The 26,483-nt window shown below is 67.7% G+C and carries 27 protein-coding genes, 1 tRNA gene and 1 pseudogene; 13 read left to right on the forward strand and 16 right to left on the reverse strand.

Annotated features, from left to right (window positions below):
• Window positions 1-27 precede the first annotated feature (27 nt).
• The 3 genes from OY559_RS12890 to OY559_RS12900 all read right to left on the reverse strand — a co-directional run bounded on the left by OY559_RS12890 (window position 28) and on the right by OY559_RS12900 (window position 3,707).
• Window positions 28-1,614: an N-acetylmuramoyl-L-alanine amidase gene (locus tag OY559_RS12890; protein WP_277726638.1), complete on the reverse strand. Its 1,587-nt coding sequence runs from the start codon at window positions 1,612-1,614 to the stop codon at window positions 28-30.
• 87 nt (window positions 1,615-1,701) lie between these two features.
• A complete protein-coding gene (gene tsaE / locus OY559_RS12895) occupies window positions 1,702-2,184 on the reverse strand; it encodes a tRNA (adenosine(37)-N6)-threonylcarbamoyltransferase complex ATPase subunit type 1 TsaE (RefSeq protein WP_277726639.1) in 483 nt (160 codons plus the stop codon).
• Between the two features lie 50 nt (window positions 2,185-2,234).
• Window positions 2,235-3,707: an NAD(P)H-hydrate dehydratase gene (locus OY559_RS12900; RefSeq protein ID WP_277726640.1), complete on the reverse strand. Its 1,473-nt coding sequence runs from the start codon at window positions 3,705-3,707 to the stop codon at window positions 2,235-2,237.
• Window positions 3,708-3,774: 67 nt separating this feature from the next.
• Here OY559_RS12900 and queG point away from each other — a divergent pair, with 67 nt between their 5' ends.
• Entirely contained in the window at window positions 3,775-4,854 is a 1,080-nt protein-coding gene (queG, locus tag OY559_RS12905) for a tRNA epoxyqueuosine(34) reductase QueG (protein WP_277726641.1), read from the forward strand.
• Window positions 4,855-5,042: 188 nt separating this feature from the next.
• On the opposite strand, the gene pgi is transcribed toward queG, so the two are convergent.
• From pgi to pcnB, 6 genes and pseudogenes are all read right to left on the reverse strand, one after another.
• Entirely contained in the window at window positions 5,043-6,554 is a 1,512-nt protein-coding gene (gene pgi, locus OY559_RS12910; protein WP_277726642.1) for a glucose-6-phosphate isomerase, read from the reverse strand.
• 1 nt (window position 6,555) lies between these two features.
• On the reverse strand, window positions 6,556-6,936 hold the full coding sequence (gene panD, locus OY559_RS12915) for an aspartate 1-decarboxylase (protein WP_192201462.1): 381 nt from the start codon (window positions 6,934-6,936) through the stop codon (window positions 6,556-6,558).
• Between the two features lie 102 nt (window positions 6,937-7,038).
• Window positions 7,039-7,881 carry a pantoate--beta-alanine ligase gene (gene panC, locus OY559_RS12920; protein ID WP_277726643.1) on the reverse strand — a complete coding sequence of 281 codons (843 nt, stop codon included), beginning with the start codon at window positions 7,879-7,881 and terminating at the stop codon, window positions 7,039-7,041.
• A gap of 36 nt (window positions 7,882-7,917) precedes the next feature.
• Window positions 7,918-8,730: a 3-methyl-2-oxobutanoate hydroxymethyltransferase gene (panB, locus tag OY559_RS12925; protein ID WP_277726644.1), complete on the reverse strand. Its 813-nt coding sequence runs from the start codon at window positions 8,728-8,730 to the stop codon at window positions 7,918-7,920.
• A 17-nt stretch (window positions 8,731-8,747) separates the two neighbouring features.
• Window positions 8,748-9,239 carry a 2-amino-4-hydroxy-6-hydroxymethyldihydropteridine diphosphokinase gene (folK, locus tag OY559_RS12930; RefSeq protein WP_277726645.1) on the reverse strand — a complete coding sequence of 164 codons (492 nt, stop codon included), beginning with the start codon at window positions 9,237-9,239 and terminating at the stop codon, window positions 8,748-8,750.
• A pseudogene (gene pcnB / locus OY559_RS12935) lies at window positions 9,236-10,546 on the reverse strand (polynucleotide adenylyltransferase PcnB); the annotation flags it as partial. The gene folK and the pseudogene pcnB, both read right to left, overlap by 4 nt.
• A gap of 118 nt (window positions 10,547-10,664) precedes the next feature.
• Here pcnB and OY559_RS12940 point away from each other — a divergent pair.
• From OY559_RS12940 to OY559_RS12950, 3 genes are all read left to right on the forward strand, one after another.
• Window positions 10,665-10,739: transfer RNA gene (locus tag OY559_RS12940), tRNA-Glu, on the forward strand.
• 194 nt (window positions 10,740-10,933) lie between these two features.
• Entirely contained in the window at window positions 10,934-11,566 is a 633-nt protein-coding gene (locus OY559_RS12945) for a response regulator transcription factor (RefSeq protein ID WP_277730003.1), read from the forward strand.
• On the forward strand, window positions 11,563-12,939 hold the full coding sequence (locus OY559_RS12950; protein WP_277726646.1) for an ATP-binding protein: 1,377 nt from the start codon (window positions 11,563-11,565) through the stop codon (window positions 12,937-12,939). The genes OY559_RS12945 and OY559_RS12950 overlap by 4 nt, the downstream gene beginning before the upstream one ends.
• Window positions 12,940-12,954: 15 nt before the next feature.
• Here the strand turns inward: OY559_RS12950 and OY559_RS12955 are convergent, their stop codons facing one another.
• The 4 genes from OY559_RS12955 to OY559_RS12970 all read right to left on the reverse strand — a co-directional run bounded on the left by OY559_RS12955 (window position 12,955) and on the right by OY559_RS12970 (window position 16,193).
• Window positions 12,955-14,085, reverse strand: a complete 1,131-nt coding sequence (locus OY559_RS12955) for an MBL fold metallo-hydrolase (protein WP_277726647.1) — start codon at window positions 14,083-14,085, stop codon at window positions 12,955-12,957.
• A complete protein-coding gene (locus tag OY559_RS12960) occupies window positions 14,078-14,554 on the reverse strand; it encodes a GNAT family N-acetyltransferase (protein WP_277726648.1) in 477 nt (158 codons plus the stop codon). The genes OY559_RS12955 and OY559_RS12960 overlap by 8 nt, the downstream gene beginning before the upstream one ends.
• 137 nt (window positions 14,555-14,691) lie before the next feature.
• Window positions 14,692-15,498, reverse strand: coding sequence for a MipA/OmpV family protein (locus OY559_RS12965; RefSeq protein WP_277726649.1), 807 nt, complete (start codon window positions 15,496-15,498; stop codon window positions 14,692-14,694).
• A gap of 77 nt (window positions 15,499-15,575) precedes the next feature.
• Window positions 15,576-16,193 (reverse strand): response regulator, encoded by a 618-nt coding sequence (locus OY559_RS12970; protein ID WP_277726650.1) that lies wholly within the window; start codon window positions 16,191-16,193, stop codon window positions 15,576-15,578.
• A 228-nt stretch (window positions 16,194-16,421) separates the two neighbouring features.
• Here OY559_RS12970 and OY559_RS12975 point away from each other — a divergent pair, with 228 nt between their 5' ends.
• The 7 genes from OY559_RS12975 to OY559_RS13005 all read left to right on the forward strand — a co-directional run bounded on the left by OY559_RS12975 (window position 16,422) and on the right by OY559_RS13005 (window position 22,261).
• Window positions 16,422-16,865, forward strand: coding sequence for a helix-turn-helix transcriptional regulator (locus OY559_RS12975; RefSeq protein WP_277726651.1), 444 nt, complete (start codon window positions 16,422-16,424; stop codon window positions 16,863-16,865).
• Between the two features lie 59 nt (window positions 16,866-16,924).
• The gene (gene wrbA / locus OY559_RS12980) at window positions 16,925-17,524 is read left to right on the forward strand and encodes an NAD(P)H:quinone oxidoreductase (RefSeq protein WP_277726652.1); all 600 of its coding nucleotides are present in this window, start codon (window positions 16,925-16,927) and stop codon (window positions 17,522-17,524) included.
• 91 nt (window positions 17,525-17,615) lie between these two features.
• Complete coding sequence (locus OY559_RS12985) at window positions 17,616-18,272, forward strand: hydrolase (protein ID WP_277726653.1); 657 nt, start codon at window positions 17,616-17,618, stop codon at window positions 18,270-18,272.
• Between the two features lie 127 nt (window positions 18,273-18,399).
• Window positions 18,400-20,241, forward strand: a complete 1,842-nt coding sequence (locus OY559_RS12990) for an amidohydrolase (protein WP_277726654.1) — start codon at window positions 18,400-18,402, stop codon at window positions 20,239-20,241.
• A 3-nt stretch (window positions 20,242-20,244) separates the two neighbouring features.
• Window positions 20,245-21,879, forward strand: coding sequence for an MFS transporter (locus OY559_RS12995; protein WP_277726655.1), 1,635 nt, complete (start codon window positions 20,245-20,247; stop codon window positions 21,877-21,879).
• Complete coding sequence (locus tag OY559_RS13000) at window positions 21,876-22,082, forward strand: DUF1427 family protein (protein ID WP_277726656.1); 207 nt, start codon at window positions 21,876-21,878, stop codon at window positions 22,080-22,082. The genes OY559_RS12995 and OY559_RS13000 overlap by 4 nt, the downstream gene beginning before the upstream one ends.
• A gap of 23 nt (window positions 22,083-22,105) precedes the next feature.
• A complete protein-coding gene (locus OY559_RS13005; protein ID WP_277726657.1) occupies window positions 22,106-22,261 on the forward strand; it encodes a DUF1427 family protein in 156 nt (51 codons plus the stop codon).
• Window positions 22,262-22,341: 80 nt separating this feature from the next.
• On the opposite strand, the gene OY559_RS13010 is transcribed toward OY559_RS13005, so the two are convergent.
• Window positions 22,342-23,049 (reverse strand): pirin family protein, encoded by a 708-nt coding sequence (locus OY559_RS13010; RefSeq protein WP_277726658.1) that lies wholly within the window; start codon window positions 23,047-23,049, stop codon window positions 22,342-22,344.
• A 303-nt stretch (window positions 23,050-23,352) separates the two neighbouring features.
• Between OY559_RS13010 and fdxA the strand changes: the two genes are divergently transcribed.
• A complete protein-coding gene (fdxA, locus tag OY559_RS13015; protein WP_056881145.1) occupies window positions 23,353-23,676 on the forward strand; it encodes a ferredoxin FdxA in 324 nt (107 codons plus the stop codon).
• A 646-nt stretch (window positions 23,677-24,322) separates the two neighbouring features.
• Here fdxA and OY559_RS13020 read toward each other — a convergent pair.
• Entirely contained in the window at window positions 24,323-24,817 is a 495-nt protein-coding gene (locus OY559_RS13020) for a hypothetical protein (protein WP_277726659.1), read from the reverse strand.
• 15 nt (window positions 24,818-24,832) lie between these two features.
• Window positions 24,833-25,741 (reverse strand): 4-hydroxy-tetrahydrodipicolinate synthase, encoded by a 909-nt coding sequence (gene dapA / locus OY559_RS13025; RefSeq protein ID WP_277730004.1) that lies wholly within the window; start codon window positions 25,739-25,741, stop codon window positions 24,833-24,835.
• 180 nt (window positions 25,742-25,921) lie between these two features.
• Here dapA and OY559_RS13030 point away from each other — a divergent pair, with 180 nt between their 5' ends.
• Window positions 25,922-26,482 (forward strand): glycine cleavage system transcriptional repressor, encoded by a 561-nt coding sequence (locus OY559_RS13030; RefSeq protein ID WP_142124317.1) that lies wholly within the window; start codon window positions 25,922-25,924, stop codon window positions 26,480-26,482.
• The last annotated feature ends 1 nt before the right edge of the window (window position 26,483 follow it).

Raw genomic sequence — 26,483 nt, forward strand, 5'->3', positions numbered from 1 at the left:
CGTGATGATAGCCGAGCGCGTGCGGGATCAGGGCGCGCCGGCCGCACCGCCGGCGGCGACGGTGCGCGCCTCGGCCTCGGCCTGCGCACGCGCGGCGAACAACGTGCCCGGTGGCGGCTGGCGGGTGAAGTAGGACTGGATGCCCTCCAGCACGGCGCTTGCCACCTTGCGCTGGTGGGCCGGGTCGAACAGGCGCTTCTCCTCGTCCGGATTGGAGATGAAACCTGTTTCCACCAGCATCGCCGGCATGTCGGAATTGCGCAGCACCTCGAAGTTCGCGAACTCGATCTGCGGCTTGTGGGTCTTGCCCAACCCCTTCAGGGAGGTCAGCACGTGCCCCGCCGCGTCCTGCGACGCCTTCATGTGGCCGCTCTGGGCGAGATCCAGCAACACGTTCGACAACGTGTCCTTGGTCAGGCGCACACCGCCGACCAGGTCGGAGGCGTTTTCCTTGTCGGCCAGCCAGCGCGCGTGCTGCGACGACGCACCGCGCAACGAGAGCACGTAGACGGACGAGCCCCAAGCGCTGCGGTTCTCCGCAGCGTCCGCATGGATCGACACGAACATGTCGGCCTTCGCACCACGCGCCTTGCGGGCGCGCTGCGGGCGTTCCACATAGACGTCGGTATCACGGACCAGGTAGGCCCTCATGCCCGGGGTGGCATTGATCTGCCGGGCCAGCTCCTTGGAGATGGCCAGCACTGCATGCTTCTCGTAGCGGCCACTGGGGCCGATCGCGCCCGGATCCTGGCCGCCGTGACCAGGGTCGATCGCAACCACGAGCGGTCGCGTACCGGCGATGAGGCTGCTGGACGGCTTCGGAGCCTCCGGCGCGGGTGCCGTTCCGGTCGCCGGCGTGACGGTCGAGCCAGGCACAGGGGCCGGCTGACCGGTGGCGATGGTATAGGCAGGACGCTCGCCGCCCACCGTGGATGCCGGCGCGGTATTCGGCGTCGGCTGGCCATTGAGGATGGCCTGCGGCGAGGGCGTCGTGGCGGCGCTCCCCACTGTCGTCTGTGCCGGTGCCGGTGCCGTCGGCACGGCTACCGCGGGCGCATTCCCGGCCTGCACCACCTGCGCGGTCAGCAACGCGGTGGCGCGGGCGGCATCGGCCTGCGGCGAGGCAGTCGATGCGGCAGTCGACGCGACCGTGGTCGGCACCGTCGCTGCCTGCGTGGGCGGGGTCGTCGGCGCCTGGGCCGTGGATGCGGGCACGCCATCGCCCGGCCATTCGATCACCAGGCGCGAGCTTCCGCCCGCCTGCTCCATGCGGGGCTTCAGCGCGGCAACCGGCGATGCCAGGTCGAACACGATGCGCAGGGTGGTGGGATCGGGCTGGCCGGTGCGGACTGCACGCACGACGCCTGCGGGCACGGGCAGACGCAGGCCGGCCTTCGCTTTGGAGGCCGGCAGGTCGACGACCAGCCGGTCCGGTGCTTTCAGCGTCAGGGTCTTGTACTGCCCGGCGCCCGCGAGCTGGATTTCCGCCCGGGTGCCGGTACTGCCCTGGCTCAGGCTGACGGCGGTGACTTCACCCGCGCGCAGCCCGCAAGGCGCCAACGCCAGCAAGCCCGCGAGGGCAAGGCGCAACGCGGTGGTGGTGGTGGTGGGCATCCCCGGGATCATGCCGCGGATTCAAGCACCATCGAGTCACGAATGCAAGGCGTTTTCCCTTAATAATCCGTGACCTGCCAGATGTTCCTAACCAGTCTGGAGAGATGGCGCCTGCAACTGCCCCTCTGAGGCTAGCCGGGACAACCACTGCTCACCGGCCAGTGAGGATGCGACAAGTCGCGCCGAACGCCCCCTCCCCTCCACATCCAGGAGCACCTTCAGGTCTGCCTGCGGCAGCGCCGCAATGCCACGCTCGGGCCATTCCACCAGCCAGAGCACCGCAGCCCCTTCATCCAGGCCCAGGAATTCAAGTTCACCGGCATCGCCGATGCGGTAGAGGTCCAGATGCCAGGCTTCGCCACCTTCCAGGGGGTAGCGCTCGACGAGCGTGTAGGTCGGGCTGCGTATCGCGCCGGTTACACCCAGCTCACGCAGCAGGGCGCGTGCCAGGGTCGATTTGCCCGCGCCCAGGTCACCCTGCAGGTGCACCACGGCAGGTTGCGGGCGGGTGCGGGCAAGCGCATGGCCCAACGCTTCGGTGGCATCGCTGTCGGCGAGAAGGATGTGCATGTCCGGATTCTACGGGGTTGCCCACGTCGGGCGGTTCGCTTGCCTGCGCGTCAGGGATTCGCCAAGCGCCGTACGTGGGGAAACAGATCCGCAGGCAGCAGGCCGCGTTCGCCATCCCACGCTGCCGCATCGCCGGCCAGCGCATGCAGCAACGCGCCTGCACTTGCCGCATCGAACCCCGACAGCCCCTGCGCACGCAATGCCGCGATGATGCCCGTGAGCACATCGCCCATCCCACCCACCGCCATGCCGGGATTGCCTGCATCGATCACCCGCGGCACCTGGCCGGGCGCGGCAACGAGGGTGCCTGCGCCCTTCAGCACCACGACGGATGCATGGCGTTGCGCGATGGCTGCCGCAGCACCGAATCGATCCCGCTGCACGTCCGTCGTCTTGCAGCCGAGCAACCTCGCGGCTTCGCCCGGATGCGGCGTCAGGATCGCGTCTTCCAGCGATTGCGGCATGTCGACCAGCAGATTGAGTGCGTCCGCATCGAGCACCAGCGGCTTCGCACTGCGCACGGCATACTGGAACAGGGCTTGCCCCCAGTCGTGCCGCCCAAGTCCGGGCCCGATGGCGACAACATCCGAGCGCGCCAGCAACGGCATCAGGTCGCTCGTCGACTCTACCGCCCGCACCATCGCCTCTGGCCTGCGCGACAGCAGTGCCGCGACGTGCGCCGCGCGCGTCGCCACGCTCACCAGGCCAGCGCCTGCGCGCAGCGCGGCTTCCGCGCACAAGGCAACCGCGCCGCCGCTGCCCTCATCTCCTCCGATGCACAGCACGTGCCCGGACTCTCCCTTGTGCGTGTTGCGACGGCGTGGCAGCAACCAGCGTGCCAGCGCTTCCTGCTGCAACAGCGACGATTGCGCCTGCACGCCGTCATGCGTGTCGGCAGGCAGGCCGAGGTCATCCAGCGCGAGTACGCCGGTGTATTCCAGCGCATCCCCTGTATGCAGGCCCGCATGTCGCGCGATGAACTGCAACGTGCGCGTCGCCACCACCGCCACCCCGGGAGCGCTGCCTCGATCGGCGTCCACACCACTGGGCACGTCCAGCGCGAACACCGGCGCCGACTGCATGTTGATCGCATCGATCACGGCCTGCACGCCTGCATCCGGTGCGCGCGAAAGTCCGATGCCGAACAGCGCGTCGATCACGATGTCGGCCTTCGGCAAGGTGCCGCCGAACAACGTCACGTGCCCGCCGGCCGCCACGTAGTCCGTGCACGCGCGCTGCGCGACGGCGTTGCCGGGCACGTGCGCCGGCAGGTGCACGACCTCGACGCGCCGGCCTGCGCGATGTGCGTGTCGTGCGAGTACGTAGCCATCCCCGCCGTTGCTGCCCGGGCCGCAGACCACGACGATGCGCTGGGCCTCCGGCCAGTGCAGCAGCAGATGCTGCCAAGCGGCCTGCCCGGCGCGCTGCATCAGCACGTAGGGATCATCCCCCAGTGCACGCGTGGCGCGCTCGTCCAATGCCCGCGCGGCGAGCGTGGAATGAAGGGGCAAGGTGCCGGACATGGCCGGATTCTAGGACTGGCCGGGGTTGCGGGGAAGTGAATGCGCTCCCGCCACCTATAATTCCCGCATGTCCCTGCCCGGCCCGACGACGCCCGCACCAGACTCGCACGCGCTTGCGCTGCGCGTGCGCGCCCTCGCGCGCGAACTCGGCTTCCAGCGCTGCGGCATCGCGGGCATCGAACTCGGCGACGACGAACACCACCTGCGCGACTGGCTGGCGCAGGGCCTGTATGGCTCGATGGCGTGGATGGCACACCACGGCGACAAGCGCGCACGGCCACAGGAACTGATTCCCGGCACGTTGCGGGTCATCTCCGTGGGGCTCGACTATGGTCGGAACGACAGTGACGACGCCTGGGACACGCTGCAGGACGGCACGCGCGCCTATGTCGCGCGTTACGCGCTGGGCCGCGACTACCACAAGCTGATGCGCAACCGCCTGCAGAAGCTGGCCGAACGCCTGCAGCAGGAAGTCGGCGCGTTCGGCCATCGGGTGTTCGTGGACTCGGCACCGGTGCTGGAGCGCGCATTGGCGCGCAACGCGGGACTCGGCTGGATCGGCAAGCACACCTGCCTGATCGACAAGGACGGCGGCTCGTGGTTCTTCCTCGGCGAGATCTACGTCGACCTGCCGCTGCCGATCGATGCGCCCGCCTCGGCGCATTGCGGCACCTGCACGCGCTGCATCGACGTGTGCCCGACGCAGGCGATCACCGCGCCGTACCGGCTAGATGCGCGCCGCTGCATTTCCTACCTCACCATCGAGCACGAGGGCGCGATTCCGGAAGACCTGCGGCCCGCGATCGGCAACCGCATCTTCGGCTGCGACGACTGCCAGTTGGTGTGTCCGTGGAACAAGTTCGCCAGGCGCACCGACGAACCGGATTTCCGCGCGCGCAACGATCTGGACGTGGCGACCCTGCCGCAGTTGTTCGCGTGGAACGAGGACGAGTTCCTTCGCCGCACCGAAGGCTCGGCGATCCGGCGCAGCGGGCATGAGCGCTGGCTGCGCAACATCGCGGTGGCGCTGGGCAATGCGCCGACGACGCCCGACGTACTCGCCGCGTTGGAAAGCCGACGCGAAGATACCTCCCCGCTCGTGCGCGAACACGTGGCATGGGCCCTGCACAGGCATCACTCCCGGTAGGCGCAACGTGGGTCGCGATCGCACGAGCGAAGCGAACGCGGGGCATGCATCATGCGAACGGACACGGAAGCTCGCTCGTGCGGGACCACGTCCTCTGTGATCCGCGTGATCCGTCGTCGACTGCGCTTCATTCGTGCGGTCGCGACCCATGTCGCGCCTACAGAATGGATGCGGCGATGCGCGCGCCTTCAGCCGCGCGCGGCGATCTCCGCCAGCAACGCGCGCGTCACCGGGTCCTGCGCTTCGACTTCGCCCCGCAATGCCGGCAGCAACCCATTGGCCAGCTGTTTGCCGAGTTCCACGCCGAACTGGTCGAAGGCATTTATGCCCCACAACACTGACTGCGCGTAGACGCTGTGTTCGTACATGGCGATCAATGCACCCAGCGACTGCGGCGTCAGCGCATCCAGCAGGATCAGCGTACTCGGACGGCCACCGGCATAGCTGCGATGCGGATCTTCGCTGCGCTGGCCGTTGGCGAGCGCCTCGCTCTGCGCCAGCAGGTTGGACAGCAGCGCGCGATGGTTCTCCGCGTAAGGCGCGTCGCTGTTGACCGTACCGACGAAATCCAGCGGCACGATGCCCGTGCCCTGGTGCAAGGCCTGGAAGAAGCTGTGCTGCACATCCGTGCCCGCGCCGCCCCACCACACGGGCACCGTATCGACGGCCACCGGGCTGCCGTCCAGCTTGACCGACTTGCCCAGGCTTTCCATCACCAACTGCTGCAGATAGGCCGGCAGCAGCGCCAGGCGCTGGTCGTAGGTCATCACGCCCTGCGCCGCATGGCCGAGCACGTTCCTGTTCCACACGGCCGTCAACGCATGGCGTACCGCGATGTTGTCGGCCAGCGGTGCGCCGATGACGTGCGCATCGAACGACGACGCACCTTCAAGCAACTGCTCGAAACGAGGGAAACCGATGGCCAGCGCAATCGGCAGACCGACCGCCGACCACAGCGAATAGCGCCCGCCGACCCAATCCCACATCGGCAGCACGCGCTCGGCCGCGATGTCGAATGCCGCCGCCGCACGCTCGGGATTCGCGCTGACCGCGTAGAGCCGTTCGCTGCCGCCCAGCCAGTCGCGCAGGATGGTGCCGTTGAGCAGCGTCTCCTGCGTGCCGAATGTCTTGGAGATCAGCACCGCCGCGGTGCGTGCCGGGTCCAACGGCGCAAGGGTACGCTGCGCGGCCGCGCCGTCCACATTGGACAGGAAGTGCACGCGGAATCGGCCCGGCAATGGATCACGCAGGGCATCGGCCACCAGGCGCGGCCCCAGGTCGGAACCGCCTATGCCGACGCTGACGATGTCGGTCACGTCGCTGCCTTCGAGTTGCGAGATCAGTGCCGCCATGCGTTGCCGGACATCCACTGCCGACGCATGCGCCTCGCGTGCGGCGACCGCGTCGGTGTGCTGTCCGCGCAAGGCGGTATGCAGCGCCGCGCGGCCTTCGGTGACATTGACCTTCTCACCGTCGAACAGGCGCCGGAACGCGCCCGCCAGGTCCGCGGCACGCGCCTGCTCGAGCAGCGCCTGCCATGCCGGCGCATCGTAGGACTGGCGTGCGAAGTTGAAGTACAGCGGCCCATTGCGCACGGCGTGCTGTGCAACGCGATCGGGCTCGCGCGCCAGCAACTCGCCCAGAGGGCCTCCACGCAGGCGCGTGGCGTGGGACTGCAGCGCATCGAAACCGGTGGTCATGTCAGGCAGCCTGCTTGGGGATGCTGCGGTTGGTGTGGGTGATGCGGTTCTGGCCGTCCACGTAGACGAGCGTGGGCTGGAACCGGTCGGCTTCCTCCTCGCTCATCGACGCGAACGCGGCGATGATCACCAGGTCCCCCACCTGCACGTGGCGCGCGGCGCCGCCGTTGAGCGAGATGATGCCGCTGCCCTCGTCGGCACGGATCGCGTACGTCGAGAAGCGGGCGCCGTTGGTCACGTCCCAGATATGTACCTGCTCGAACTCGCGGATGCCGGTCGCGTCCAGCAGCAGGCCGTCGATGGCGATGGAGCCTTCGTAGTTCAGCTCGGAATGGGTGACGGTGGCGCGGTGGATCTTGGTCTTGAGCAGGCTGAGGTGCATGTCGGCGGCATGGGGGACGGGAACGCGAAGTTTAGCCGCTCGTGCACGCCATGGCGTGCATGCCCGTGCAACACCGCGTGCGGCGCCGGATCGCCTGCGCCGTCAGAATTCCAGGTTGTCGATCAGCCGCGTACGCCCCAGCTTCGCGGCGATCAACGCGACCTTCGCGCCCTGTTCGCCGTCCTGCGGTTCGCTCAGGTCGTGACGGCGGACCACGGTGTAGTCGACCGCATAGCCCACGCCGGCAAGGTGCCGCGCGGCGTCGGACTCGACCTGCTGGCGGGACTGCCCCGCCAGCAGGCCTTCACGCATCGCGATCAGGGTCCTGCGGATTTCCGCTGCGCGCGGCCGTTCGTCCGCGGACAGGTACTGGTTGCGCGAGCTCATCGCCAGGCCATCGGCCTCGCGCACGATGCTGCCCGCCAGGATCTGCATGGGAAACGCGAGGTCTGTGACCATCTGCCGGATCACCGCCAGTTGCTGGTAGTCCTTCTTGCCGAAGGCGGCGACGTCGGGCAGCACCTGGTTGAACAGGCGACTGACCACCGTACAAACACCATCGAAGTGACCGGGCCGGTGCGCGCCTTCCAGCACGCTGCTGACACCGGGCACGTGCACCTTGGCCGCCAGTTCGACCCCGAACGGGTACATCGACTCGACCGTCGGCAGCCACAGGACATCGCAGCCGGCGCCTTCGAGCCCGCTCATGTCCGCTTCGGGCGTGCGCGGGTACCGGGTGAAGTCCTCGTTGGGTCCGAACTGGGTCGGGTTGACGAACACGCTGGACACCACGCGGTCGGCGTACTGCCGCGCGAGCATCACCAGCGAGTAGTGGCCGGCATGCAGGTTGCCCATGGTGGGCACGAAGCCGACCCGCAGGCCCTGCTGCTTCCACTCCCTGACGCGTGCGCGCAACGCGTCAAGTTCGGTAATGGTCTCGATCATCGTGGCCCCTGTGGCGTATCGGTGCGCGCAGCGCGGTCAGTAGGAGTGGGCGTCGTCGGGGAACGCCCCGCTGCGCACTGCGTCGGCATAGGCACGGACCGCGCCCGCCACCGAGCCGCCTTCGACGAGGAAATCCTTGACGAACTTCGGACGCCGGTGGCCCGTGTCCAGGCCGAGGAAATCGTGCAGCACCAGCACCTGCCCGTCGCAGCCGGGGCCCGCGCCGATGCCGATGGTGGGAATGGCGATATCCGCCGTGATCGCAGTCGCCAGCGACGACGGCACGCATTCGAGCACCAGCATCTGCGCCCCTGCCTCCGCCACCGCGCGCGCATCGTCGCGCAACTGCGCGGCCGCCGCGTCACCGCGACCCTGCACGCGATAACCACCGAACTTCAGCACCGACTGCGGCGTGAGCCCCAGGTGCGCGCAGACCGGAATGTCGCGCTCGACCAGGAAACGGATGACGTCGAGCTTGTGCCCCGCGCCTTCCAGCTTGACCATCTCGGCACCCGCCTGCAGCAATGCGGTCGCCGCGTCGAGCGCGCGCTCGGGGGTGGCATCGGACTGGAACGGCAGGTCCGACACCAGCAGCGCGCGGGTCAATCCACGCGCCACCACGCGGGTGTGGTAGACGATGTCGTCCACCGTCACCGGGAGCGTGGAGTCATGACCCTGCACCACCATGCCCAGTGAATCGCCGATCAACACCAGGTCCACGCCATTGGCATCCATGACCCGGGCGAAGCTGTTGTCGTAGGCGGTCAGCATCACCAGCTTGCGGCCCTCGCGCTTGGCGTCGGCGAGGGCGGGAACGGTCCAGGGCTTGTTGTCTGCGTGCGTGCTCATAGCCCCGCATTATCCACTCATAAGGGATGGATGTTGGACATTTCCAGCACGGACACAGCGTCCCGCGCGTCGCCGTAACCCGGGATACGGGCATCCGGCATGACCTCCAGCAACGGGACCAGCGCGAACGCGCGCTCGTGCAGATGCGGGTGCGGCACGCGCAGGCCGGGCTCGTCGATCATCGCATCACCGTAGAGCAGCAGGTCCAGGTCCAGCGTACGCGGGCCCCAGCGCTCGCCATCGATCCGATGACGACCGAAACCGGCTTCCATCGCCAGCAGAAGATCGAGCAGCGCGCGCGGCGACAGGCTCGTCTCCAGCAACACGGCCGCGTTGATGAAGTCGGGCTGGTCTTCCCTGCCCCACGCGGGCGTGCGGTAACAGCGCGACATCCGCCGCACCGTGACCTCTTTGCATTGCCCGAGCGCGATCACCGCCCGCCGTAGCGTGCCTTCGGCATCGCCGAGATTGGCTCCCAGGCCGATGCAGGCCTGGACGCTCGTCTTCATTCGGGCGACGAGGCCGTGCTGCGGGAACGGCGGCGACGGCGACGCCTGGATGCCGGCCCCCCCTCTTCGCCCAAGGCCTCCTCCGGCACCGCGACGCCGAGGGCCGCCGCGAGTTCTTCGCCGGACTGCGTCTGTGCATCACGCCAGAACGCGACGTCCTCTGCATGTTCCGGCGATGCCGCGAGCCTCAACGCCAGGAAGTCGAACGCCGCGCGGAAACGCGGATGCGACAGCAGTCGCGTGACGCGCTTGCGCTGCCGGTTGCCGAAGCGGGTCTGCAGCAACCAGATTTCCTGCATGGGCAACGAGAAACGGCGAGGCAGCGCCACGGTCTTCAACTGGTGCAGCGTGACGCGGTCGGCGGCGCGGCGCTGGGCTTCTTCGGCATGCACGCCCTGGGCCTGCAGCCCCATCAGGGCACGGCAGTACGCCGGCCAGAGCAGCAACGCGAACAGGAAGGCCGGCGATACGGGTTCGTCGTTGGCGACGCGCTGGTCGGTTCCCGCCAGCCCCGCCATCACCATCCGGCGCAACGCGCCGCTGCGGTTGGACGCCAGCGCTGCGGCGGTCTCGGGGAAGAGCACCTTCAGCAAACCGAAGCGCTCGAGCCCCTCGAAACTGGCGACCGCATGGCCGGACAGGAACAGCTTCAGGATTTCCTCGAACAGGCGGGCGGGCGCGGCTTCCGAAAGCAGGGGCGCCAGGCGGCCGATCGGTTCGGCGGTGGCCGCGTCGATCTCGAAATCGAGCTTCGCCGCCAGCCTGACCGCGCGCAGCATGCGCACCGGGTCTTCCTGGTAGCGGAGTTCCGGCTCGCCGATCAGTTTCAGGCGACGCGCCATCACGTCCTCGAAACCACCCACGTAGTCGCGCACGGAGAAGTCGTCGATGGCGTAGTACAACGCGTTGGCGGTGAAGTCGCGGCGCACCGCATCGTCTTCCACGGTGCCGTACACGTTGTCGCGGACGAGGCGGCCGTTGTCCATCTCGCGGTCGCCGCTGCCGTCGTCGACGTTGGCGCGGAACGTGGCGACCTCGATGATCTCGCGACCGAACACCACATGCGCCAGGCGGAAGCGGCGCCCGATCAGGCGGCAATTGCGGAACTGCTGGCGTACCTGTTCCGGCGTGGCGTCGGTGGCCACGTCGAAATCCTTGGGGTGCCCTCCCACCAGCAGGTCACGCACCGCGCCACCGACCAGATAGGCCTGGAAACCGGCATCCCGCAGCCGGTAGAGCACGCGCAGCGCGTTCGGGCTGATGTCCTTGCGCGAGATGGTGTGCTGGTCGCGGGGAATAGTTCGCAGAGCGGTGAGCGGCGTGATAGTGGCGGTTCCATGCTGGTGGGTCGCGCGGTAGCCAGGATGATTGCCCTGGACCGGGTCGCCGCCTATACTAATCCGCTGAGCCGGTTTCACCAAAAACGCTCCCTTCGTCTAGAGGTTAGGACGTGGCCCTCTCAAGGCTAAAACAGGGGTTCGAGTCCCCTAGGGAGCGCCATCCGGCACAGGGCCACGGGTTGAGAACCATGGCCGGTGAATCGACTCAAGACCCCGCTCCGGCGGGGTTTTGTGTTTCAGCTGGCGGTGCCACGGGCCTATTAAAGACTGTTTAATCGCTTCGACCTAGCATGGAGCCCCCGCCATCCCCAAGGGTCGCCCGTGTCGCGCCTGCTCCTGGTTGAAGACGATCGCATGCTCGGCGACGCACTGGCCGCCGCATTGGCACAGGATGGCTGGTCCATCGATCGTGCCGAAGATGCGCCTGCGGCTCGGCTCGCGCTGGTCGAGCACGGCTACACGGCGGTCCTGCTGGACCTTGGCCTGCCTCGCGGGTCCGGGCTGGATGTGCTGGCTGCGTTGCGCCAGCGCTACGACACCACTCCGGTCCTCATCATCACGGCCCGCGACCAGTTGAGCGATCGTGTCCGCGGCCTGGACGCCGGTGCCGACGACTACATCGTCAAACCCTTCGAAACCGGCGAACTCGGCGCACGCCTGCGTGCCGTAGTGCGGCGGACACAAGGGCGCGTCGCACCGGTGCTGCGCCACGGCGACATCGTGCTGGACCCGGCGGATCGCTCGGTCCGCCAGAACGACCGCCCCATCAAGCTCGGCGTGCACGAATACCGCACCCTGCTGGCGCTGATGGAACGTCCCGGCCGCGTGATCGCGCGAGAAACGCTGGAGTCGCTGGTCTATGGCGGCGACGGGGCGATCGAGAGCAACACCATCGCGGTCTACATCCACCAGTTGCGCAAGAAGCTCGGCGACGGCGTCATCGCCACCGTGCACGGTTTCGGCTACCGGCTGGGAGAAGGCGAATGAGCCACCATTCGCTGAAGGCCAAACTGTTGCTGGCCGTGATGACGCCCCTGGCAGTGGGGTGGGCGTGCTGGCTGGGAGGACAGCACTTCCAGATGACGCGGCAGCAGAAGGGGCACGAAGACCATTTCCTGCAGGAGGTCGGCGAGCAGATCCTGCTGTCGATGCCGGCCAACCTCGATGCACTGAGCGAAGGGCCCCGACTCCAGTTGCCCACGCGTGCCCGCTCCACCTACAGGAAATTCGAAACCCTGCGTTACCAGGTGTGGATCCTCGGCCGTCAACATCCTGTCGTGCTGTCGGCCGGCGCACCGACCGAGCCGCTGCGTCCCGATTTCGAACCCGGCTTCGTGATCAGCCAGGTGGGCGGCGAACCATGGCGCGTCTATGCCGTCTCCGATGCCAGCGGCCGCATCCAGGTGCAGGCCGGCATGGCGCAGTCCGCCATGCGCGCGGAACTGGCCCACTGGGTGAAGATCAGTCTTTGGAGCGGAATCGGCATCCTGCTCATATTGGCCATGACGGTAGGCCTGGCGATCCACTGGAGCCTGAGGCCGATGAACCGCCTGCGCCGGGACATGGCGCAACGCGATGCGCACGATCTCGCCCCGCTGCCATCTGCGGGCATGCCGCGCGAGATCCGGCCGCTGGTGGATTCGTTCAACCTCCTGCTCGAACGCCTGTCCCACGCCATGCGGGGCGAGAGACAGTTCCTTGCAGACGCTGCGCACGAACTTCGTACGCCACTCGCGGCGCTGCTCACGCAGACCCAGGTCGCGCTGCGCGCCGGTACCCAGGCCGACGCGCATGCGGCGCTGGAGCAGTTGGCGCAGGGCATCCAGCGCACCTCGCGGCTTGCGCAGCAGTTGCTCGACTCTGCACGCGTGGATGCGTCGCCCCTGCGCGAAGACCGTCCCATCGTCGCACTGCCCGATGTGGTGACGATGGTGGCGCGCGAGTTCGAATCGATGGCGTCGCGGCGCCAGCAGACCCTCGCGATCCACGCCGAGCCGGCCAGCGTCCAGGGCGACCTGGACGATCTCGGCATCCTCGCCCGCAACCTGCTGGACAACGCGGTGCGCTACAGCGGCGAAGGTACCCGCATCGAAATCGCTTGCGGCACGGACCCCGATGGCACGAGCGCCTGGCTGACGGTTCGCGACAACGGTCCCGGCGTCCACCCGGACGAGCGCGAACGCATCTTCGAGCGCTTCTTCCGTGGCAGCCAGGGCAATGGCGAACGTGGCAGCGGCATCGGCCTTTCGCTGGTCCAGCGCATTGCGCGCGCGCACGAGGCGACGATCACGGTCGGTGACGGCATCTCCGGCCGGGGCTTCGGCTGCAGGGTCGGATTCAGTGCGGCCCAGGACGCCTGAGCCGCGCAACACCCCTCACTCGCTGCGCCACCATGGATGCGTGCCTTCCGGTTGCCTGACCACCAATGGCTGGCCGATCACGGGCGTGGTGATGTCCACGCCCGCTTGCCGCGAAAGGACGTACAGCGTTTCCATCGGCTCGCTCCATCCATGGAAAGCCAGGTCGAAGGTGCTGTTGTGGATCGGCAGCAACCACTTGCCGCCGAGGTCGAGGTGCGCCTGCAGGGTCTGCTCGGGCAGCATGTGGACGTCCTGCCAACGGCGGTCGTAGGCACCGCATTCCAGCAAGGTGATGTCGAAAGGCCCCATGCGCTCGCCAATCGTGCGGAAGCCGTCGAAGTAGCCCGTGTCCCCGCTGAAGAAGATCCGCAGATCGTCCGACTGGATCACCCATGACGCCCACAGCGTGGCATTGCGATCGAACGGCGTGCGGCCGGAAAAGTGTTGCGACGGCGTCGCGGTGAAACGCACGCCATGCAGCGCTGCGTCGCCCCACCAGTCCAGCTGCCGCACCTTGTCGCGCGGCACGCCCCAGCGGACCAGGCGATCACCCACGCCAAGCGGGGTGAGGAACACGTCCGTCTTCGCTGCCAGCGCGCGCACCGCGTCCCGGTCGAGATGATCGTAATGATCGTGCGAGAGCACCACGGCGGAAAGATGCGGCAGTTGCTCGATGGTCAAGGGTGGCGAATGGAAACGCTTCGGTCCGGCCCACTGGACCGGTGACGCACGTTCGGAGAACACCGGATCGGTCAGCCAGAACCGTCCGTCCAGCTTCATCAGCACCGTGGAATGCCCCAGCCGGTACAGCGTGCCGTCTGCGGCGTGGTCCAACTGCGCGGTCGTTACTGCCTGCACGGGGATCGTGCCGGCGGGCACCGTGCCCGCCGGTTTGCCGCCGATGAGGAAATCCCACCAGAGCTTGCCGGTCTGGCGCCAGCCCAGCGGGCGTGGCTTGCGCGTGTTCTGGAATCCATCCTCGCCGAACTGGGGCGATTGCGGATACGACACCGTGCTGCAGCCGGACAGGCCGGCATACCCGAAGGCGGTGGCGGAAACGCAGGCGGCCGCGACCAGGCGCCGCAAGTGCCAGCGCCCTTTGCGGGGCTCAAGGCGCTGCAGATGTCTTCCGGGTACGTCAGTCATGCGGCAGGTCCTGCAAGGTGGGGAAAACGTACTGGACCATCGCCGCCGCGCCGGCGTGTCCGGGCAGCGCGATCTCCCCGCTGCCCTGCGCCAGCGGAACCTGCCAGCGCAGATCCACGCAGCCGAGCGTTTCGGCCATGCGACGGGCCTCGGCGAGCAGGGCGACCGCGACCCCGGACGGTCGCTCGTTCGCTGGAACGAACAGCGATTCCAGGTTGAAGTAATACGCGCGCTCGATCATCGAGAAGCCCACCGTGGCGAATGCATGGCCGATGGGTTCACCGCCCCGCTCCGCCATCCAGGCCCATGCGCGCAGGGGCGGTTCGAACAAGGCCTCCATGAGTTCGAGCACGCCGCCGACGCGCCTGCCGGGCGCATGCGGCAGTTCGGCCATCTGGCGATCGCACAGCCGCATCAGCGCCGCAGCCTGGGGGCGCGAGACACGCCGTATCACGATGTCCCGATCCACGGGCACATGCATCCCACCCAGTTCATCCGGTGAAGGCAGGTGTGCCGTGGAGGTCGGACCAGGCAGCGGTTCCGTCCCGGCATGAGGGGGTCTGGAGAGCATCGGGTCACTCCGGTGATGGAAAGCAGGGCCGCGCGTCAGAATCCGCGCGATATGCCAATGAACAGGGACGTGCTGCGGTCCTTGCCCGCCTCGACCAGCGGACTGTCCTGCAGCGCGTCGGGCAACGCGCGGTACTCCAGGTTGCCCAGCAACGCCCAGCGCTTGGCGAAGGGATGGATCAGGGTGAGGCTGGCACGCGGCACCGTCGCGGCACCCGGACGGTAGGCGATCACGCCGCGTGCGATCTCTTCGTCCAGCGTGCCGTAGTAGTAGTCGGCCATGTCCGCCGACAGGCGCATCGCGCCGATGGAAGGCACCAGGGTCGTGCGCCCCAGCGTGAGCGGATAGCTGTAGTCCAATGCGATGGAATAGCCATCGCTGGTGCCGGTGACATCGACGCGTGCATCCAGGTCGAGTTTGCCGGCGGCGCCCTTCCAGCTCGCACCCGCGCCGACGTCGACGCTGTCGTCGCGATCTTCCAGCAGATTCCGGTCCACGCCACGCTGCGCCAGTTCGGCCCTGCCGAAGTCATCGGCATCGATACCGTCCAGGCGACCTGCGACGAAGGCACGCACCTCGAAGCGATCGTCGTTGTAGGCGCGATAGCCGAACGCGGCGCCACGCAGGTAGAAGCGGTCGCCATCGTAGGCGATGTTGGGCAGCAGGCGCGTGCGGGTGCCTTCGCCGGCGTACTCGCTGTCGCGGTGGACGACCGCCAGACCGGCGCTCCAGCGCGACGGCAACTGGTCGTGCGCCTGCTTGTCCGTGCGTTCGACCACCTGTGCGGCAGCGGAGAGTGGCAACAGCAACAACAACGGCGTACAGGCACGCAATGCACTCATGGAGACCTCGCAGGCGGGGGACCGGACATCCGGCCCACCCATGCTCCCGTACGCTCTTTAAGAACTCCTTAAATCCTTCACAGATGGAAGATCCCGCGACGGACCGCGATCGTGACCGCATGCGTACGGTCGTTGGCACCCAGCTTGGCGAGGATGTTCTTCATGTGCGCCTTCACCGTTTCCTCCGCGATGCCGAGGTGGTGGGCGATCCGCTTGTTGCCGTTACCATCCGCGACCTGCCGGAGCACCTCGATCTCGCGCAGGGTCAGCGCATCATCGGACGCATGTTCGGCGATGCCGGTGGCGATCTCCGGCGGGATGCGCCGACGCCCCGCATGCACGCTGCGGATCGTGTCCACCAGTTCCCGGCGCAACATGCTCTTCAGCAGGTACCCCGATGCTCCTGCCTTGAATGCGCGCAGTGCCTGCGCGTCGCCCTGGTACGTGGTCAACACCACGATGCGCGCCTCCGGGAATTCGCGATGGATCGCGCCGATCGCGTCCACGCCGTCCATTTCCGGCATCTGCAGATCCATCAACGTCACGTCCGGGCGACAGTCGCGGAAGACCTGCAGGGCTTCGAGCCCGTTGGCGGCCTCCCCCACCAGTTGCATGTCGGACTGCCCTTCGATCACCGCCGCGATGCCTTCGCGCAGCAAGGGGTGATCGTCGACGGTGAGGATGCGGATGGGCATTCGGATATCGGCCTGGGCGGGTGCGACGTGAGGGGCGACGCAGCATGTCCGGGCACGATACGGGCGCGGACTCGGGACAGGCAACCCGCCCCCCATTCGGGGGGTCCGCACGTCGCCCGATCAGGGGTTATGCGTTGCTTGCCGCGCAAGGACCATGGCGGGACCCGCCCTGCATCATCCGCCATCGATCGCGGGCGCATCCCACCGCCAACACCCGAGGACACTGCCGTGGATAGCTCCCCGTCCCTGTTCCTTCACGAATCGACAGCTGCGCCGCCCGCGCACTCCGCCGCCGCTGGTGCAGGCACGGACGATGCGCCGCCGCGAGGCCTCGGCGCCCGCGCACTCGCACGCGCGCTCGACCACATCGAACGGCATATCGGCGACAGCCTGACGCTGACGGACATTGCGGCCGCGGCCTGCGTCAGCCGCTTCCATTTCGCCCGCCTGTTCCGTATCAGTACCGGCCAGAGCCCGATGGAATACGTGCTGGCCAAGCGCATCGCCCTGGCCAAGGCGCAACTGGCGTGCGGACCGCAGAAGATCTCCGCCACCGCGGCGTCGCTGGGCTTCTTCGACCAGAGCCATTTCACCCGCACCTTCCGTCGGATGACCGGCTACTCGCCGCGCGAATTCCGCCACTTACACGCGCCTGTAACCCGGCACGGGTAACCCTGCCCTGCATCGCGGCGTGGTCGCCGCATTCCTCCGTCCTCCACGGGAGTCGCACGATGGCCAAGGTCCTGATCCTCTACTACTCCGCCTACGGGCATATCGAGACCATGGCCCATGCCGTAGCTGAAGGCGTGCGCGCAGGCGGCGCCAGCGCGGACATCAAGCGCGTGCCCGAACTGGTGCCCGAGGAGGTCGCCCGGACATCGCACTACAAACTCGACCAGCCCGCACCCGTGGCCACCATCGCGGAACTCGCCGACTACGATGCCATCATCGTCGGCACCGGCACGCGCTTCGGCCGCATGTCGTCGCAGATGGCGAATTTCCTGGACCAGGCGGGTGGCCTGTGGGCCAAGGGCGCGCTGCACGGCAAGGTCGGCGCCGCCTTCACTTCCACCGCCACCCAGCACGGCGGCCAGGAAACCACGCTGTTCTCCATCATCACCAACCTGCTGCACTTCGGCATGGTCATCGTGGGACTGGACTACGGGTTCGTGGGGCAGATGAAACTGGACGAAGTGACCGGTGGCTCTCCCTATGGCACCACGACCATTGCCGGCGGCGACGGCTCGCGCCAGCCCACGCAGAACGAACTGGACGCCGCACGCTACCAGGGCCAGCGCGTCGCCGAGACCGCGATCAAGCTGCACGGTTGAGGTTCGCGGGTAGCGCGCACGCCGATGCAATCCGGCGCGCGTGCCGGCACGCGACAGTGTTGCGATTCCACCTTCCGACCCGGAGCCCGCCATGCCCACCGCCACCCCCGCCGCCGGCAAGACCCTGCTCACGCCGAACGACCACACGCTGGTGCTGATCGACCACCAGTCCCAGATGGCGTTCGCCACGCATTCCATCGATGTGGCGATGCTGCGCAACAATGTTGCGCTGGTCGCCAAGGGCGCGGCCGGCTTCGGCGTGTCGACGCTGTTGACCACCGTGGCCGAGAAATCCTTCTCCGGTCCGCTGTTCCCCGAAATCCCCGAGGCCTTCCCGAATGCGAAGGCGCTCGACCGCACCACCATGAACTGCTGGGAGGATACGGCGGTCATCGCGGCGGTAAACGCCTCCGGAAAAGGGCGCATCGTGCTCGGTGGCCTGTGGACCAGTGTGTGCATCGTCGGGCCGGCGCTGTCGGCGCTGGACCAGGGGTTCGAGGTCTACGTGATAGCCGATGCCTGCGGCGACGTCACCGCCGAGGCGCACGAGCGCGCCATGCAGCGCATGATCCAGGCCGGCGTTCGACCGATGACCAGCGTGCAGTACCTGCTGGAACTCCAACGCGACTGGGCGCGTGGCGCGACCTACGACCTGACCACCGGCATCGCGAAGATCCACGGCGGCGGCTACGGGCTGGGCATCCAGTATGCCAAGAGCATGTTCGGGGCGACCGAAGGCGGTCATTGAATCCGGCAACGCGACCTGGACCTCCGCGATGCCTTCGATCGATGACCAGCGCCGAAGCCTGTTGAAAGGCGTGGCCGCGGCTGCGGTCATGGCGAGTGCCGGCCGCGCCTATTCCGGAGACCGTCCGATGGCAGACCTGATCATCCGCAACGCGCGCATCACCACCCTTGATGACGCACGTCCCTCGGCGTCGGCGCTGGCGATCGCGGAGGGTCGCGTGCTGGCCGTCGGCGACGAAGCCACGGTGATGGCCACGGCAGGTACGGCCACGCGCGTCGTCGACGCCGGCGGACGCCGGCTGATCCCCGGCCTCAACGACAGCCACACGCACCTGATCCGCGGCGGCCTGAACTACACCCTGGAGCTGCGCTGGGACGGCGTGCGCTCGCTGGCCGACGCCATGGCGATGCTGAAGACCCAAGTGGATCGCACACCGGCGCCGCAATGGGTGCGGGTGGTGGGCGGCTTCAGCGAGCACCAGTTCGCCGAAAAGCGCCTGCCCACGCTGGAGGAGATCAACACGCTGGCGCCGGATACGCCGGTATTCCTGCTGCACCTGTACGACCGCGCGTTGCTCAACCGCGCCGCGCTGCGTGCGGTGGGCTACACCCGCGATACGCCCGATCCCCCGGGCGGGCAGATCCAGCGCGACAAGGCAGGCAATCCCACCGGGCTGCTGCTGGCCAAACCCAATGCATTGATCCTGTATGCGACGCTGGCCATGGGACCGAAGCTGCCGGCCGAGTACCAGCTGAATTCCACGCGCCACTTCATGCGCGAATTGAACCGGCTCGGCATCACGTCGGTGATCGATGCCGGCGGCGGCTTCCAGAACTACCCGGAAGACTACGAGATCATCCAGAAACTGCACGCGGACGACGAACTGACCGTGCGCATCGCCTACAACCTGTTCACCCAGAAAAAGGGCCAGGAACTGGCCGACTTCCAGCGCTGGTCAGGGCTGCTCTCGCCGCGCCAGGGCGACGACATGCTGCGCCACAACGGCGCCGGCGAGATGCTGGTGTTCTCGGCGGCCGATTTCGAGGATTTCCGCGAACCGCGCCCGGAACTGCCAGCCGGCATGGAAGGCGAGCTGGATGGCGTGGTGCGCCTGCTGGCCGAAAAGCGCTGGCCGTTCCGCATCCACGCCACGTATGACGAAAGCATCAGTCGCGTGCTGGACGTCTACGAGCGCGTGAACCGCGACGTGCCGTTCGATGGCCTGCACTGGATCATCGACCACGCCGAGACCATCTCGCCGCGCAACATCGACCGCGTGCGCGCACTGGGCGGCGGCATCGCCATCCAGCACCGCATGGCCTTCCAGGGTGAGTTCTTCGCCGAACGCTATGGCAGCGACGCGCTGAAGCACACACCACCGGTACGCCGCATGCTGCAGGCGGGCGTGCCGGTCGGCGCCGGCACCGACGCCACCCGCGTCGCCAGCTACAACCCCTGGGTGGCGCTGTACTGGCTGGTCAGCGGGCGCACGCTCGGCGGCCTGCGCATGTACGGCGATAACAACCGGCTGGAACGCGAGGAAGCACTGACGCTGTGGACCCGGGGCAGCGCGTGGTTCTCCAGCGAACAGGACCACAAGGGACGGCTGGCGCCGGGCCAGTTCGCCGACGTGTCGCTGCTGTCCGCGGATTTCTTCAGCGTGCCCGAGGCCGACATCCCCGACATCACCAGCGTGTTGACCGTGGTGGGCGGCCGCATCGTGCACGGCGACGGCCCTTATGCACCGCTCGCCCCCACGTTGCCGCCGCCGATGCCGGACTGGTCGCCGGTCAACCGTTTCGGTGGCTATCAGGGCGGCACCCTGGCGCAGGCGACCGCGGCGATATCGCATGCACATGGCAAGCACTGCCAGGTGCATGAGCACGGCCATGCCGCGCACCACGCCACGCCCACGCATGACCTGCGGAATTTCTGGGGCGCGATGGGCTGCTCCTGCTTCGCGTTCTGACCGATGGCGACGCCCGCACCCGCCGGACCCTGGTCACCACTGAAACAACCGACGTTCCGTGCACTGTGGCTGGCCATCCTGGTCGGCAACATCGGCACGTGGATCCACGATGTCGCGGCCGCCTGGGTCATGGCGGAAACCACGGGTTCGCCGTTGATGGTGGCCGCGGTGCAGTCCGCCACCACCCTGCCCGTCGTGTTGCTGGCCATCGTGGCCGGCACGCTGGCCGACATCGTCGACCGGCGGCGCTACCTGATCATCGCGCAGCTGTGGATGCTGCTGGTCGCCAGCACGCTGGCGGTGCTGGCGCACCTGGACATGCTGCGGCCATGGACACTGGTCGCGCTGACGTTCGCGCTCGGCATCGGTGCAGCGATGGCGATGCCCGCGCAGCAGGCGACCACGCCCGAGCTGGTGCCCCGGCCGATGCTGGGCCCGGCGGTCGCGCTGGGCTCGCTGAGCATGAACATCGCGCGCTCCATCGGTCCTGCGCTCGGTGGCCTGATCGTGGCGCAGGCCGGCATCGCATGGGCGTTCGCGGTGAACGCGTTGAGTTTCCTCGGCGTGGTCGTGGTGCTGTGGCGCTGGCGGCGCACGCCGGCATCCTCGGCGCTGCCGCCGGAAACGTTCGGCATGGCGCTCCGCGCGGGGCTGCGTTACGCCAGGCAGGCATCGGTGCTGCAGTCGGTGCTGGTGAAGGCCGCCTGCTTCTTCGTTTTCACCAGCGCGTTGACCGCACTGCTGCCCATCGTGGTGAAGCAGGAGCTGGGTGCCAGTGCAGGCACCTATGGCCTGCTGCTGGGCTGTATCGGCATCGGCGCGATCGGCGGCGCCATGCTGCTGCCGACGCTGCGCACGCGCTTCGATCCCGACGCGATGGTGCTGGCCGCCACCGGCGTCTACGCGGGCTGCATGGTGGCGCTCGCCCTGCTGCGGAGCATCCCCGTGCTGTACGTCGTGTCGCTGTTCAATGGCTTCGCATGGATCACGGTACTGTCATCGCTGCAGATCGCCGCGCAGACCTCGGTGCCGGTGTGGGTACGGGCACGGGCGCTGTCGTTGTACATCGTGGTGTTTTCCGCCGGCATGGCGGTCGGCAGCCTGGGTTGGGGCGCGATCGCACAGGCCTGCGGAACGCCGACGGCGCTGATCGTGGCGGGGATCGGCACGGTGATCGCTGCACTCGCCAGCTGGCGGTTCAAGCTGGGCGAGGCCGCGCGCGTCAACGTCACCCCGTCCGGCCACTGGCCACAACCGGTGGTCGCGGGTGATGTCGGTGGTGACCGCGGCCCGGTGCTGGTGACGGTCGAGTACCGCGTGGCGGTCGCGCGGCGCGAGGAATTCCTGGCCCGCATGCAGCCCCTGGGGCACGCACGCCGACGCAACGGCGCCGTGCAATGGGGCGTGGCCGAAGACAGCACCCAGCCCGGCACCTACCTGGAATACTTCGTCGACTGCTCCTGGCACGAGCACCTCCGCCAGCACGAACGCGTCACCGAAGACGAGCGCGCCCTGCAGGACACGATCAAGGCGCTGCTGGAAGACCCGACCCACGCACCCACCGTGCGGCATTTCATCGGCGGTGCACCGGGCCATCGCGTGCCGGCACCATCGCAGGCACCCGGAGGCATGGCGTGAACCTGAAATTCTTCGCGGGCGTGCTGCTGGGCTTCGCCATCGGTTTCGGCTGTCGCTGGATGGGCATCCCGGTGCCGGCGCCGCCGGTGCTGATGGGCGCGCTGCTGGTGGTGGCGATGACGCTGGGGTATGTGGTCGCAGACCGTTTCATGGCGCGCCGCGAAGCACGCCACGTCGCCCACTGTGGCGGACCGACCGGCTAGACGAAACAGGGAGGACACCCCGGATGATGGCGTTGCTTGGCCTCGTGCTCGCGCTGGCCATCGGCATGGGCTGCCGTCTGCTGGACGTGCCATTGCCCGCACCGCCCCGGCTGCAGGGCGCGCTGCTGGTGGTCGCCATGACGGCAGGCTTCCTGGTCGCGGAGCGCATGCTCGCCTGATCGCCGCCTTTGCGGAAACAGAAAAGGATGCGTGTCCGCGCACCCTTTCTGGTCGATACAAGCGCCGCAGCGCTACCCGCCTACTTCAACGGCGGCAGGTCGAACACCAGCACTTCCGCGCCGATGCCCTGGCCCACGCTGACCAGCGGCTCGCCTTCGTAAAGCAGCGCATCACCCGCCGACAGGGTGTGGCCATTCACGGTCACTTCGCCACGCGCCACGTGCACGTAACCCAGGCGTCCTTCGGCCAGGCGCAGCACCGCGGCCTCGTCACCGTCGAACAGACCGGCATACAGACGCGCATCCTGGTGGATGCTGATCGAGCCATCGGCCCCGTCCGGGCTGACCACCAGCCGCAGGCGGCCCTGCTTCTCTTCGGCGGCGAAGCGTTTCTCTTCGTACGACGGCGCCACGCCCTGCTTGTCGGGGATGATCCAGATCTGCAGGAAATGCGTGGTGCCGGTTTCGCTGTAGTTGAACTCCGAATGCTGCACGCCCGTCCCGGCACTCATGCGCTGCACGTCGCCCGGCACGATGCTGGAGCTGGTACCCATGGAGTCCTTGTGGCCCAGGGCGCCTTCCAGCACGTAGCTGATGATCTCCATGTCGCGGTGGCCGTGCTGGCCGAAACCGCGGCCGGCCGCCACGCGGTCCTCGTTGATCACGCGCAATGGGCCCCAGTGCACGTGCTTGTCGTCGTAGTACTCGGCGAAGGAAAAGCTGTGCCACGAATCCAGCCAGCCATGGTTGGCATGGCCGCGGGAGGTGGCGGGGCGCAGGATGATCATGGCGGTGCTCCGGTCTGTGGTGAGGCCTGCAGCATGATCCTCGACACGGATGGGATAAAGCCAACCAAAACCAATAGGTCGTTCTACTGATGGAACTATAAGGCGGATAACCCGCTTTGCTTCCCCCCCGCTGGAACGCCGCGACCTGAAGCGCCGCCACGCAGCAAGAGATGGATGGACGCTCCGTCGCGTTTCCCGGCCAGGATTCGCGCGCAAGCACAGGGGGCCGCCAAGAAACATTTCCATCCTCGATGACGCGGTGATTTAAACTTGTGCGGTTTCCGCCGCTGCACATCGAACCTCATGCCCTTCGTCGTCACCGAAAACTGCATCAAGTGCAAGTACACCGACTGCGTGGAAGTCTGCCCCGTGGACTGCTTCCACGAAGGCCCCAACTTCCTGGTGATCGATCCGGACGAATGCATCGACTGCACGCTGTGCGAACCCGAGTGTCCGATCAATGCCATCTACCCGGAGGATGACGTGCCGGCGGGCCAGGAAGGCTATGTCGCGCTCAACGCGGAACTTTCCCGGGCATGGCCGGTGATCACCACGCGCAAGGATCCGCTGCCGGATGCGAAGGAATGGGAAGGCAAGCCGGACAAGCTGCCGCTGCTGGAGCGTTGACGGGCGCACGCTGCGGCACCACGCACACATGGAAAAGGCGCCGCAAGGCGCCTTTTCTGTCATCCCGGCGAACGCCGGGATCCATGCTGCCTTTGCCGCGGCAGTCGGAGTGCACAGGCAGGATCAAGATGGGTCCCAGCGTACGCTGGGACGACGGCAAACACCGCTATCTCCGCCGCAACGGACTGCTCATCGGCCAGCTTGGCCTTCATCAGCGCGGCGAGCAACCCGACTGTCGTCGGCAAGTTGGCGGGCCCGCCGCAAGTACATGGGAAAGGCGCTACGAGGCGCCTTTTCGGAACGCCGGGATCCATGTTGCCTTTGCCGTGGCAGTCGGAATGCACAGGCAGGATCAAGATGGGTCCCAGCGTTCGCTGGGACGACGGCAAACATCACTATCTCCGCCGCAGTGGGCTGCCCATCGGCCAGCTTGGCCTTCAGCGCGACGGGCGGCTCGACTGTCATCGGCAAGTTGGCGGGTCCACCACAAGTAAAAAAAAGGCGCCGCGAGGCGCCTTTTTCGTCATCACGGCGAACGCCGGGATCCATGTTGCCGTTGCCGTGGCAGTCGGAGTGCACGGGCAGGATCAAGATGGGTCCCGCTGGGACGACGACAGCACATCTTTCACCCGCCGCAGCGGATTGCTCAACCGCCCAGCTTGGCCTTCAGCGCGGCCAGCAGCTTGGTTGCGGCCGGCGACGTGGCCGGCAGGCCGCGCGGATCGACCGCCGTCACGTAGGCGCCTGCTTCGACGCCCGACACACGAACGAGGAAGCTGGCGCCCTCGTAGCTGACGTCGTACGTGCCCAGCAACTGGGCCCGGCTGGCGATGGTGGCGCCGTCCACGCCGGCGAGCGCTTCGCCCACGCGGGTGAAGACTTCGTCACGGGTGCCGGCGACGGTAAAGCCGCCCGCTGCTGCGGGTGCGGCGGTGGCTGCCGTGGCCGCGCCGGCCGCCGGAATCTGCATGGCGCCGCTGGTGTTGGGCAGGTTGAGGTCCGGCGGCACTTCCAGCGGACGCGCTTCAGGCGCCAGCGCATAGTCGCCCTTCGCGCCCTTCTTGAACCATGAGCAGCCGGCGACGGAAACGACCAGCAGCACCAGGGCAAGCGGACGCACGAGGGAAGACGAAAGACGCATGAGGATCTCCTGGGTTCAGGCCGCGAGGATGTCGCGGTTGGATTGTGCTTCCAGCGCCTGCGCCACGGTGGCGAGACGATCGGCAGTATCGGTATGGGTGGAGGACAGCGAAAGCAGCGGCAGGCGCAGGCCATGGCCGAAGCCTGCGCGCTGCAGCAGCGCCTTCACCGGGATGGGGTTGGATTCCACGCCGAGGAAGGCATAGATCTCCTGCAGTTGCGCATCCAACGCCGCGACTGCAGCCGCCTCGCCTGCGCGTGCAAGGTCGCACAGCCGGCGGAAGGTGCGCGGCAGGGCGTTCGAGCCCACCGAGATGAGGCCATCGGCACCGGCCAGCATGGCGCGGGATGCCGTCGGGTCGTCGCCGCTCAGGACCGCAAAGCCCTCCTTGCGCAGCGCCAGCAGGGCCGTCATGCGTTCGGGTTCGGCGCGCGCCTCCTTGATGCCCACGATATTCGGATGGTCGACAAGCTCGGCCACCGTTTCCGGCAACAGATCGCATCCGGTGCGGCCAGGCACGTTGTAGAGCACTACGGGCAATCCGCCCTGGTCGGCCACCGCGCGGTAATGCGCCACCAGCCCGGCCTGCGTGGGGCGCACATAGGGCGGCGTGACGACCAGCGCGAGCTGTGCGCCCGCTGCGGCTGCCCGGCGCGTGGCGGCAATGGTCTTGGCGGTATTCATCTGGCCGGTGCCGGCCAGGACGGGAATGCGCCCGCGCACCTCTTCCACCGCAATGCGCAGCAGGGTGTCGTACTCATCGTCGGTGAGCGCGGCCGCCTCGCCGGTCGATCCCGCCACCACCACGCCCTGCGTGCCGCCATCCAGTTGCTGTTTGAGCAGCGAGCGCCAGGCTTCCAGGTCGAGTTCGCCCGACGCCAGGAACGGCGTGGCCAGTGCGGTGATGCTGCCGGAAAGATGCAAGGGATGGCTCTCGGTGGGGTGGCCGGCGTCCGGTGGCGCCCACAAGCGCAGTTGTCCCGGTTCGCCTGCAATGTCGGCCGCATGTTACTTGCGGGCTCAAAGGGCGGGCAAGTATGCTGCCTGCGTCGCCGGGACGCTGCCCGGCCGCCATTCAGCCTGACCGCAACGCCGGAAGCTCTCTTGACCGATTCCACGCCCCGGCCTTCGCCGACCGAAAACCACCTCCTGATCACCGCCTATACGACGCATCCGGAGTCGCCGCTTCTGTCGGTGACGCGCCGCATCGCCGACAGCGGCTGCAATCTGGTGGATGCCCGGCTGTCCACGGTGGGGCGCGACGTCTCCGTCACGGCGCTGGCGACGGGGTCGTGGGACGCGGTGGCGAAGCTGGAAACCATGCTCACGCGGCTCGAGCGCGACGAGGGACTGAAGCTGGTGTTCTACCGCACCGGTCCCAAGGTGGTGCAGTCCAACCTGCTGCCCTACATCGTGGAAGTGGTGGCCGCGGACAAGCCGGGCATCCTGTTCCAGCTGGCCGACTTCTTCGACCGCCAGGGCATCACCATCGAGAACCTGCAGAGCACGCGCTACCGCGCCATGCAGACGGGCGCGGAGATGTTCTCGGCGCAGGTGACCATCGGCGTGCCGGCCAACATGCACATCGCCGCGCTGCGCGACGACTTCCTTGAATTCTGCGACCATCTGAACCTGGACGCGATCATGGATCCGATGAAGTTCTGAC

The sequence above is a fragment of the Pseudoxanthomonas sp. SE1 genome (genome assembly GCF_029542205.1).
Classification (GTDB): domain Bacteria; phylum Pseudomonadota; class Gammaproteobacteria; order Xanthomonadales; family Xanthomonadaceae; genus Pseudoxanthomonas_A.